This is a genomic window from Frankia sp. AgPm24, from assembly GCF_023243055.1.
Lineage (GTDB): Bacteria > Actinomycetota > Actinomycetes > Frankiales > Frankiaceae > Frankia > Frankia umida.
In genome coordinates, this window is sequence record NZ_JALKFW010000219.1 from 51,050 (window position 1) to 60,629 (window position 9,580).

Below are 9,580 nucleotides of genomic sequence, written 5' to 3' on the forward strand. Positions count from 1 at the left end.
TGCCGCCCCGCGGGGCCGGTCCCGCCCAGGCCCCCGCGGTGGCCGGCCCTCGGCCGCCCACCGCAGGGGCGCGAGGCGGGAAGCGGCCGTCTAACGGGGACGGACGCGGTGGTCGAGGAAGGCGAGCGTGCGCGACCAGGCGTCGGCCGCGGCGGCGGGGCGGTAGACGGAGTCCCGGTCGTCGCTGTGGAAGGCATGCCCCGCGTCGGGGTAGCTGATCAGCTCGGTCGCCTGGCCGCTGCGCCCCGCCGCCGCCCGCAGCGCCGCGATCTCGTCGTGGGAGATCAGCTGGTCCTGTTCGCCGTACAGGCCGAGCCACGGGCCGCGTAGCTGGACGGCGGCCTCCGCCAGCGCCGGCACACCCGGCCACGCCGACGTGCTGACCCCGCCGCCGTAGAACGACACCGCGGCGGGCAGCTCGTAGCGCGTCGCGGTGTGCAACGCCACCGTGCCGCCCATGCAGAAACCGAGGATCGCCCGCTGGGACGGGTCGAAGCCGACGGCGTCGAGGTGGGCCAGCGCCGCGTCCACGTCGGTGTCGATGCCCTCGCCGGTCAGGCGGTCCATCGTCGGGATGGCCTGGGGCCAGCCGTCGGTGGGGTCGACCTCGTCGATGCCCTCGCGGTGGTACAGGTGCGGGGCCACCGTGAGCCAGCCCGCGTCGGCCAGTCGGTCGCACACCGACATCAGGTACGGCGTGATGCCACGGGCGTCCTGGACGACGATGATCCCGCCGCGGGGCGGATCGTCCGCCGCGGGGGCCGCGACGGTCAGCGGCACCGATCCCTGGCGGACGACCTCGGCGCGCAGGTGGCTTTTGAGCGCGCGCACCCGGCCCGCGCGGATGGTCGCGTCGTTCGTTCGGCTCGTCATGGCGCCCATCCTTCCCCGTCCGCGCCGCCATGACCATCAAGCGGCGGACTCCGTCCGCGCCCCTCACCGTTACGGGGGGGCCGTACCCGGCCCGGGCTCCCCGGCTGGCCGGTCGGGCCGGATGGTGGACGGCCTGGTCTGGTTCGCCGGGACACGCCCGAGGGCGACACGCCGGACGGCGACCGATCGAACAGGACGTGGCTCCACGCAGGCATCACGCTACTTCCTGTAGTCGTCCCGGCGGCTCCGCCGGACGGAGGGGAGACAGCGGTGAGCAGAGCTCGGCCGGAGGAGACAACGGGCGATCCGGTGCCCGGCATGGCGAGAGCCCCGATGGGCGCTGGGACATCCCCATGGTGACGGGAGACGGGCGGCCATGGCCCGGCGACCGGGAGGGTCTGCCCGGCCAGCGCCTCGCCCAGGGCGCCGGCGCGACCCAGCCCGACCCCGCGCCGGTCCATCCCGACCCCGCGCCGGCCGGCTCCGCCGTACACCCCGCCGCGGTTGACAGCGTGGCATCCGGGGGTGCGGTAGCCAGCGAGGCGGTAGCCGATGGTGGGGTGACCGGCGCCGCGACGGGCCAGCGTGGGGCGGCCCACAGCGCCGCGACGAGCGCCCGCGCCGCGGGCGTGACGGCGGATGCCCGGCTGGGGGCGCTGCGCCGCCTCGGGCTGCTGACGGTCGCGATGGCGCTGCTCACGGGCCTGCTGGTCTGGTTGTACGGAACGTCGGTGACCAGCCTGCGGCCGCGGAACCTGCCGATTCTCACCGTCGGGCAGCAGCTGGCGGCCGGGGCGCTCGCCGATCAGATCAGCCGGGTGGAACCGGGGGCGCTCTCGGTGCGCACGGTGGGCGACGTCGCCGCGGCCGACCGGGCGCTGCGGGACCGGGAGGCCTACGCGGCCATCGTGATCGGGGACGGCGGGCTCACGCTGCGGGTCGCCTCGGCGGCGAGTCCCGCGGTGACCGAGGCGCTCACCCGGGGTATCCGGGTGTTCATGCCCGGCCTGGAGATCCCGGTCGTCGACGTCGTCCCGACCGCGCCACGGGATGTGGGCGGTGGGGGACTGGCCGCCGGCTACCTGCCGTTGGTGCTGGTCCTGGCGGCGGCCGGGGTGCTGCTGACCAGACTGGTGCGTTCACGCGCGGTGCGCCTGGCGGGGATCGCGCTGTTCGCGGTGCTCGCCGGGTTCGCGGGCGCGGTGGCGCTGCGCGGCGCGCTGCACGTGCTGCCCGGGTCACTGCTGACCACGATGGCGGTGGTGACGCTGCTGGCCCTGGCGGTCGTCGCGCCGGTGGTCGGCGCGGGCGCGGTCGGCGGGACGGCGGGGCTGGTCGGCATCACGCTGGTGATGGTGGTCGCCGCGGCGCTGTCGGCGGCGGCGTCGGCACCGGAGATGCTGCCCCGGCCGTGGGGGGACGTCGGCCAGTTCGCCCCGCCCGGCGCGGGGGTGACCCTGCTGCGCTCGACGGACTACTTCGACGGCGCCGCCGGTGGACGTCCCGTCGTGGTGCTGGCGGTGTGGCTGGTCCTCGGCCTGTGGCTGGCCTTCGTGGGGGAACGGGGCGCCCAGCCCGCGGCCACCGCCTGGCTGCTCTCCGGCGGGCAGCGTCCGATCGGTGGGCAGCGTCCCATCGGTGGGCAGCGTCCCACCCGCGCCGCCCACGCGGCCCACACCGGACGGACGGCCCGGATCGCCCGCGTGGGCGGTGCCGGCACGGCCCCGTCCGGCTCGCGGACCCGCGTCGGTTCACCGCCGCCGGATGGCCCACAGGTGCCGGTGGAGGAGGCGGGTGACGGGACGCTCGAGGCGCCCGCCGCGGACGCCGGGGCCGGCGAGGCGGTCGGACCCGCGCAGGCGACGGCCGTCCCGGGGCGACGTTCCACCCTGGAGCGGACCGTCCCGCTGGAGCCACCGCCGGCCAGCGGATCGACCAGACGATGACAGCGGCCCGGGCGTCTGCCCACGCCCGGGTGGCATCCGAGCATAGGGTCACAGACGTGGATCGCCGCATCTTCGGTCTGGAGAACGAGTACGGCGTCACCTGCGTGTTCCGGGGGCAGCGAAGGCTGTCCCCGGACGAGGTGGCGCGGTACCTGTTCCGTCGTGTCGTGTCCTGGGGGCGCAGCTCGAACGTGTTCCTCAAGAACGGCGCCCGCCTCTACCTCGACGTTGGAAGCCATCCGGAGTACGCCACACCGGAATGCGACTCGGTACCCGACCTCGTCACTCATGACAAGGCCGGCGAGCGCATCCTGGAGGGCCTGCTCGTGGAGGCCGAGCGCCGCCTGCGCGAGGAGGGGATCGCCGGCGACATCCATCTGTTCAAGAACAACACCGATTCGGCCGGTAACAGCTACGGCTGCCACGAGAACTACCTCGTCGGCCGGCACGGCGAGTTCTCCAAACTCGCCGACATCCTCGTGCCGTTCCTGGTCAGCCGGCAGATCCTGTGCGGGGCTGGCAAGGTGCTGCAGACCCCGCGCGGCGCTGTCTACTGCATCTCGCAGCGCGCCGAGCACATCTGGGAGTCGGTGTCGTCCGCGACCACCCGGTCGCGTCCGATCATCAACACCCGTGACGAGCCGCACGCGGACGCCGAGCGTTTCCGCCGTCTGCACGTCATCGTCGGCGACTCGAACATGAGCGAGACGACGATGCTGCTCAAGCTCGGCTCGACCGACCTGGTGCTGCGGATGATCGAGGCCGGCGTCATGCTGCGCGACATGACCCTGGAGAACCCGATCCGGGCGATCCGCGAGGTCAGTCATGACATGACCTGCCAGCGCAAGATCAAACTGGCGAACGGTCGGGAGGTGTCCGCGCTCGACATCCAGCGCGAGTACCACGCCAAGGCCGTCGAGTTCGTCGACCGTCGTGGTGGGGACGCGGTCGCCAAGCGCGTCCTGGACCTGTGGGGACGGACCCTGCTCGCGATCGAGACCGACGACCTCGAACTGGTCGCCCGCGAGATCGACTGGGTGACCAAGTACGTGCTCATCGAGCGTTTCCGGCACCGCCACGGGCTGTCCCTGGCCTCGCCGCGGATCGCCGAGATCGACCTGAAGTACCACGACATCCACCGCGACCGCGGCCTGTACTACCGGATGGAACGCGCCGGCCTCGTCGAACGGGTCACCCGTGACCTGGACGTGTTCGAGGCGAAGTCGCTGCCGCCGCAGACCACCCGGGCCCGGCTGCGCGGCGAGTTCATCAAACGGGCCCAGGAGAAACGTCGCGACTTCACCGTCGACTGGGTGCACCTCAAGCTCAACGACCAGGCGCAGCGCACCGTCCTGTGCAAGGACCCGTTCCGCTCCGTGGACGACCGCGTCGACAAGCTCATCGCCAGCATGTAGCCGCCCGCCCTGCTCACCCGTCCGTCCGCCCGCCCGCCCGTCCGCTCGCCGCGGTGTCGGTCGGGTCGGTCGGGTCGGTCGCACCCGCGTGCCCCTCGGGTGTGACCGGGTTCGGTCGTGCGAGCATGTGCCTCGCGTGCCCGAACCCACCCCCGCCAGCGAGGAACCCTTCCCCTGTGACATCCGTCTCACGTCGTGTTGTCGGCGTCCCGACCCAGCCCGGCATTGCCGTCGGACGTCGTCCCGGTGCCCACTCGGGACGGCGACGCCGTGCTCCGGGAACCAGAGCCCGGCTGGTCGGGGCCGTGCTCGCCCCCGTGCTGCTGGTCGCCGCCCTCGCCGGCTGCTCGGCGTCCACCGCGCCGGACGGCACCGCCGCCGCGCCCGCGTCCTCGCGTCCGGACACCTCGCAGCTGCCCGCCGTCACGAACGGGACCGACCTGCGTGCCGCCCCGCGGATCGCCGCCGGGCACGGTAGCGCCCCCACCGACCTGCTCACCCGTGATCTCGTCACCGGCACGGGCACCACCGCCGACGCGACGAGCACCGTCACCATCCAGTACACCGGTGTGCTGTGGCGCAACGGCCAGGAGTTCGACTCCACCTGGGCCGCTCCCGGCGCTGCCGGTTCCGGGCAGGCCGCGACGTTTCCGCTCGCCGGCACGATCACCGGGTTCGGCCGTGGCATCGACGGGATGAAGGTCGGCGGACGGCGCGAGATCCTCATCCCACCGGCGCTCGGCTACGGCCCGGCCGGCGGCCAGCCGCCCACGATCCTCGCGGACGACACCCTGGTCTTCGTCGTCGACCTGCTCGACGTCGACGCCGCGACCGCCGGCCCTGGCATGTCGTCCGACAACGGTGCCTCCGGCGGCACCGGCGCCGGCCAGCCCTAACGGCTGGCCTCAACGGCCATCCTGCCGCGGTCGGTCCACAGCGGTCAGCCCGCGGCGGGCTGACCGCCGCGGACGGCGGCGGCCGCGGGTATGTCGGTGGGGGTGGCCTCGGGTGCCCGCCGGCGGGCGACTAGCCTGTATGGCTGTGTCCCGGCGCCGGGTGGAACGCCTGCTGAACCTGACGATGTGTCTGATGGCGACGTCGCGGTTCCTCGCCGTGTCCGAACTCGGGGAGCTCGTCGAGGGGTACGAGCCCGGCGTCACCGCCGAGGAGCAGGACGCGTTCCGGCGGATGTTCGAACGGGACAAGTCGTATCTGCGTGAGATCGGCATTCCGTTGGAGACCGGGCGGGGCTCGGTGTTCAGCGACGAGGTCGGCTACCGCATCCACCGCGGGGACTATGCCCTGCCCGACCTGGCCCTCGCACCGGACGAGGCGGCCGCGCTCGCGCTCGCCGGATCGCTGTGGTCGGTCGCGGCCCTGGCCGGGCCGGCCGCGAGCGCCCTGCGCAAACTCGCCGCCAGCGGCGTGTCCGCGCCCGGAGGCGGCGAGGGCGGCGGCAACGCGACGGTCGGCCAGGCCCGCCCCGACGCGGACGCCGGCGGGGCCGCGGCGGTCGGGCTCGGGATGCTCGACGGGTTCGAGCCGCGGGTGGACGCGGCCGAACCCGCGTTCGAGGCGTGTCTGGCGGCGGTGCAGACCGGGCGGGTGATCCGTTTTCCCTACCGCAAGGTCGGCGACGCCGAGGTGGTCGAGCGGCACGTCGAACCCTGGGGTGTGCTGTCGTGGCGGGGCCGCTGGTATCTGGTCGGGCACGATCTGCATCGCGGCGCGGAACGGGTGTTCCGGCTGTCCCGGGTCGCGGGGGCGGTGCGGCTGGTCGGCCCGGCGGGCGCGGTGGTCGTCCCGGCGGATGTCGATCTGAGCGCGATGGTCTCCGCGCAGGCCCCCGCCGAACGGGTCCGGACCGCCACCCTGGCCGTGCGCCAGGGCACCTGCCACGCGCTGCGCCGCGGCGCCCAGGCGGTGTCGACCGGCTGCATCCCGCCGGCCCGTCCCCGTCCGGTCTTTCCCGCGGACATGGATCTGCTGGAACGCACGTTCACCGACACCGAGCGGTTCGCCCGCTGGATCGTCGGCTCCGGCCCGGACGTGCTGGTCCTGGACCCGCCGGAGCTGCGTACCGCCGTCATCGATCGGCTGCGTGCCGCCGCGGGGCCCGCAGCCGAGGGTGAGGGGCGGTGAGCTCGGCGACCGAGCGGCTGTCCCGGCTGCTCGCCCTCGTCCCGTGGCTGCGCGCGCATCCGGGGGTGTCGCTGGCGGACGCCGCGGCGACGTTCGGGATCACCCAGGGGCAGCTGCGTAACGACCTGGACCTGCTGTTCGTCTGCGGCCTGCCGGGTGGGGCGCCGGGCGACCTCATCGACCTGAGCTACTCCGGGGATCAGATCACCGTCGCCGATCCGCAGACCCTGGACCGTCCGTTGCGGTTGTCCGTCGACGAGGCGACCGCGCTGCTGGTCGCCGCCCGCGCGCTCGCCGACATCCCGGGCCTGGCCGGCCGGGACGCGCTCGACCGGGCGCTGGAGAAGCTCGAGCGGGCCGTCGGATCGTCGGGTCGGCTCGCCGGGCAGGTGCGGGTCAGCCTGGACGCCGCCCCCGGGACGACCGCGGCGCGCACCACCACGTCCGAGGCGGGCTCGTCCGAGTCGGGCGAGCCCGAACCGGTGCTGGCGGTGTTGCAGGAGGCGCTGCGTGACCGGCGCCGGGTGCACCTGCGCTACCTCGTGTGGTCCCGGGACGAGCTGACCGAACGCGACGTCGACCCGATGCGTCTGCTGGTCCGTGAGGGTCGGTGGTACCTGGAAGGATGGTGCCACCGGGCCGAGGCCGTCCGGCTGTTCCGGCTCGACCGGCTCGACGGGGTGCGGCTGCTCGACGTTGCGGCCGATCCGCCGCCCGACGCGGTGTCCCGGGAGGTGGGTGACGGCGTCTACCAGCCTGGGCCCGGGGATGTCCGGGTGGTGCTCGAACTGGCTCCGCCGGCTCGCTGGGTGGCCGACTACTACCCGGTGACCGACGCCCGTGAGCTGAGCGGCGGCGGCCTTGAGGTGACCCTGTACGCGGGGGAGACCACCTGGTTGCACCGGCTGGTCCTGGGGCTTGGCGCGGATGTGCGGGTGGCGGCGCCGGCGGCGCTGGCCGAGGAGGTCCGCCGTCTCGCCCGCCGGGCACTGACCGCCTACGGTCCGTCCGCCCACGGTCCGTCCGCCCACGGTCCGGCGGTCGACGAGCCTGGTCGTGTGCTACCGCGGGCCGCGACGGTGGTGGCGGGCGGTGGGGATGCCACGGGTACCACCGGTGCGGGGGAGCCCGCGGGCCCGGGCGGGGCGGGCGCGTCCGCGGACGGCCGGTAGGGTGATCGGCATGCTGTGGGCGCTCGTGTACCTGGTGCTGATCGTCGGTGGCCTGCTGCTGCTCTTCCTGTGCGCCTGGCGGGTGTGGCAGAAGGTCCGGGCCGCGCGGCGCGCGCTGGGTGAACTGTCGTCGCGGGTGTCGGGGCTCGCCGCCGACACCTCGGCCCTGTCCGGGCGGCTCGACCATGCCGAGGTCACCTCCCGGCTGGCGGAACGCACACCCTGACCGACCGATGACGGGTAGCAGCGGTGTGTCGTCCCGGTTCGTGTGCCCGCGGCCACCGCACCGCCGCCGGAAACGGTCATGGACGGCGGGCTGGCGGCACGTCCGGATCTGGCTACACTGAGTTGACAGATCCGTCTCGTGCCCGCCAGAAACGCGTCGTTGCTCAGCCGTCATCCGCGGGACACCCAAACGCCGCCTCTTGCCTCCTAGGCTGACGCACGTAGCATCGATCGCACCGGTCGACGAAACGGGCCGGTACCGCTCATCGGAGGATACCGACCATGCCGAACCTGGGCACTACCGAGATCATCATCATCGCGCTCGTCGTCCTGGTGCTGTTCGGATCGAAGAAGCTTCCGGACGCGGCCCGGTCGTTCGGTCGCTCCCTGCGGATCTTCAAGGCCGAGACGAAGGGCCTGCGTGACGACGAGCCGTCGCCCGCCCCCGAGCCCGCCGTCACCCCCGCGCCGCGCCAGATCGAGGCCCCGGCCGAGGCGATCGTGGTGCCGAGCGTGAGCACCGCCGCCAACGGTGTGGCCCCGGCGGCCGACAGGCACTGAACGGCCGCGCCGGGCGGGTCGTCCCGTCGGCACCGCCGCCCGCCGGCCCACCCCGGGCCGGCCCGGGATTCCACCCTTCTCACCACCGCCTCGACCAGGAGACGCCGCCGTGCCAGGCATCCCCACGCCGCGCAGGCTCCTTGCCGCGGCGAACCACCGGCGGACCCGTACGGTCGAGGAAAGCCGGATGCCGCTCACCGAACACCTGCGTGAACTGCGCAACCGGGTCGCGATCGCGCTGGTGGGATTCGGCGTCGCCTTCGTGGTGTGCTTCATCGTCGAGCCGCACATCTTCAACTGGCTCAAGGAGCCCTACTGCGATCTGCCGGCGAGCAAGCGCTTCAGCGCGAACGGCCAGGCCACGGGCGACTGCACGCTGTACTTCTTCGGCATTCTGGACGCCTTCACCATCCGGCTGAAGATCTCGGCGATCGCGGCCGCGGTGGTGTCCTCGCCGGTGTGGCTCTACCAGCTGTGGTCGTTCATCACCCCCGGTCTGCACCGGCATGAGCGGCGCTGGTCACTGACCTTCGTCGGGGTCTCCCTGGTGCTGTTCGCCACCGGCGCGCTGTTCGCCTACCTCACCCTGCCCACCGGGCTGAGCCTGCTGCTCGGCTTCGGCGGCAACGGCCTGGTCAGCGTCCTGGACGGCAACCGGTACCTCAGCTACGTGCAGGCCATGCTGCTGATCTTCGGACTGTCGTTCGAGGTGCCGCTGCTGGTGCTGATGCTCAACCTCGCCGGGGTGGTCACCACCGCCCGGCTGCGGTCCTGGCGGCGCGCGGAGATCTTCCTCGTGTTCGTGTTCGCCGCGATCGTCACCCCCAGCCAGGACCCGTTCACCATGCTGGCGCTCGGCCTGCCGATGGTGATCCTCTACGAGGTGGCGCTGATCATCGGCTGGTTCAACGACCGGCGTCGCACCCGCCGGGGTTCGGAGTCGCCCTACGCCGACCTCGGTGACGACGAGACGTCCTCGCTGGACCTCGACGACGCGGCGGTCGGCTCCCGATCGGCCGGGCGCGCGGGGACGTCCGCGGGCGGCGGGTCGTCCAGCGATGTCGGAGTGTCCCCGGTCGGGGCCGGTCAGGGCGCTGCCACCCGGGTGGGCGGCGCGGGGACGTTCGGCGGCGACGCCGGCGACATCACCTGAGCGCCGCCCCGGGCGGCCCCCCGGGGGGGGGGGGGGGGGGGGGGGGGGGGGGGGCGGGGGCCCCGGCCCCCCCGGGGGCGGGGGGATGGGCGC

At 73.8% G+C, this 9,580-nt stretch carries 9 protein-coding genes; 8 read left to right on the forward strand and 1 reads right to left on the reverse strand.

Annotation, left to right across the window (positions count from 1 at the left end; genetic code table 11):
* Positions 1–90: 90 nt before the first annotated feature.
* On the reverse strand, positions 91–873 hold the full coding sequence (locus MXD61_RS25525; RefSeq protein ID WP_248815959.1) for a dienelactone hydrolase family protein: 783 nt from the start codon (positions 871–873) through the stop codon (positions 91–93).
* Between the two features lie 353 nt (positions 874–1,226).
* Between MXD61_RS25525 and MXD61_RS25530 the strand changes: the two genes are divergently transcribed.
* The 8 genes from MXD61_RS25530 (at position 1,227) to tatC (ending at position 9,487) form a co-directional block, all read left to right on the forward strand.
* Positions 1,227–2,819 carry a hypothetical protein gene (locus tag MXD61_RS25530; RefSeq protein WP_248815960.1) on the forward strand — a complete coding sequence of 531 codons (1,593 nt, stop codon included), beginning with the start codon at positions 1,227–1,229 and terminating at the stop codon, positions 2,817–2,819.
* A 56-nt stretch (positions 2,820–2,875) separates the two neighbouring features.
* On the forward strand, positions 2,876–4,234 hold the full coding sequence (gene pafA / locus MXD61_RS25535) for a Pup--protein ligase (protein WP_163548152.1): 1,359 nt from the start codon (positions 2,876–2,878) through the stop codon (positions 4,232–4,234).
* Between the two features lie 176 nt (positions 4,235–4,410).
* The gene (locus tag MXD61_RS25540; protein WP_308222850.1) at positions 4,411–5,130 is read left to right on the forward strand and encodes an FKBP-type peptidyl-prolyl cis-trans isomerase; all 720 of its coding nucleotides are present in this window, start codon (positions 4,411–4,413) and stop codon (positions 5,128–5,130) included.
* Positions 5,131–5,275: 145 nt separating this feature from the next.
* Positions 5,276–6,376, forward strand: coding sequence for a helix-turn-helix transcriptional regulator (locus MXD61_RS25545; protein WP_374629563.1), 1,101 nt, complete (start codon positions 5,276–5,278; stop codon positions 6,374–6,376).
* On the forward strand, positions 6,373–7,548 hold the full coding sequence (locus tag MXD61_RS25550) for a YafY family protein (protein WP_248815962.1): 1,176 nt from the start codon (positions 6,373–6,375) through the stop codon (positions 7,546–7,548). Before MXD61_RS25545 ends, MXD61_RS25550 begins: the two co-directional genes overlap by 4 nt.
* Before the next feature lie 10 nt (positions 7,549–7,558).
* Positions 7,559–7,774: a hypothetical protein gene (locus MXD61_RS25555; protein WP_248815963.1), complete on the forward strand. Its 216-nt coding sequence runs from the start codon at positions 7,559–7,561 to the stop codon at positions 7,772–7,774.
* Between the two features lie 281 nt (positions 7,775–8,055).
* Entirely contained in the window at positions 8,056–8,334 is a 279-nt protein-coding gene (tatA, locus tag MXD61_RS25560) for a Sec-independent protein translocase subunit TatA (RefSeq protein ID WP_248815964.1), read from the forward strand.
* 109 nt (positions 8,335–8,443) lie between these two features.
* Entirely contained in the window at positions 8,444–9,487 is a 1,044-nt protein-coding gene (gene tatC, locus MXD61_RS25565; RefSeq protein ID WP_248815965.1) for a twin-arginine translocase subunit TatC, read from the forward strand.
* Positions 9,488–9,580: the final 93 nt, after the last annotated feature.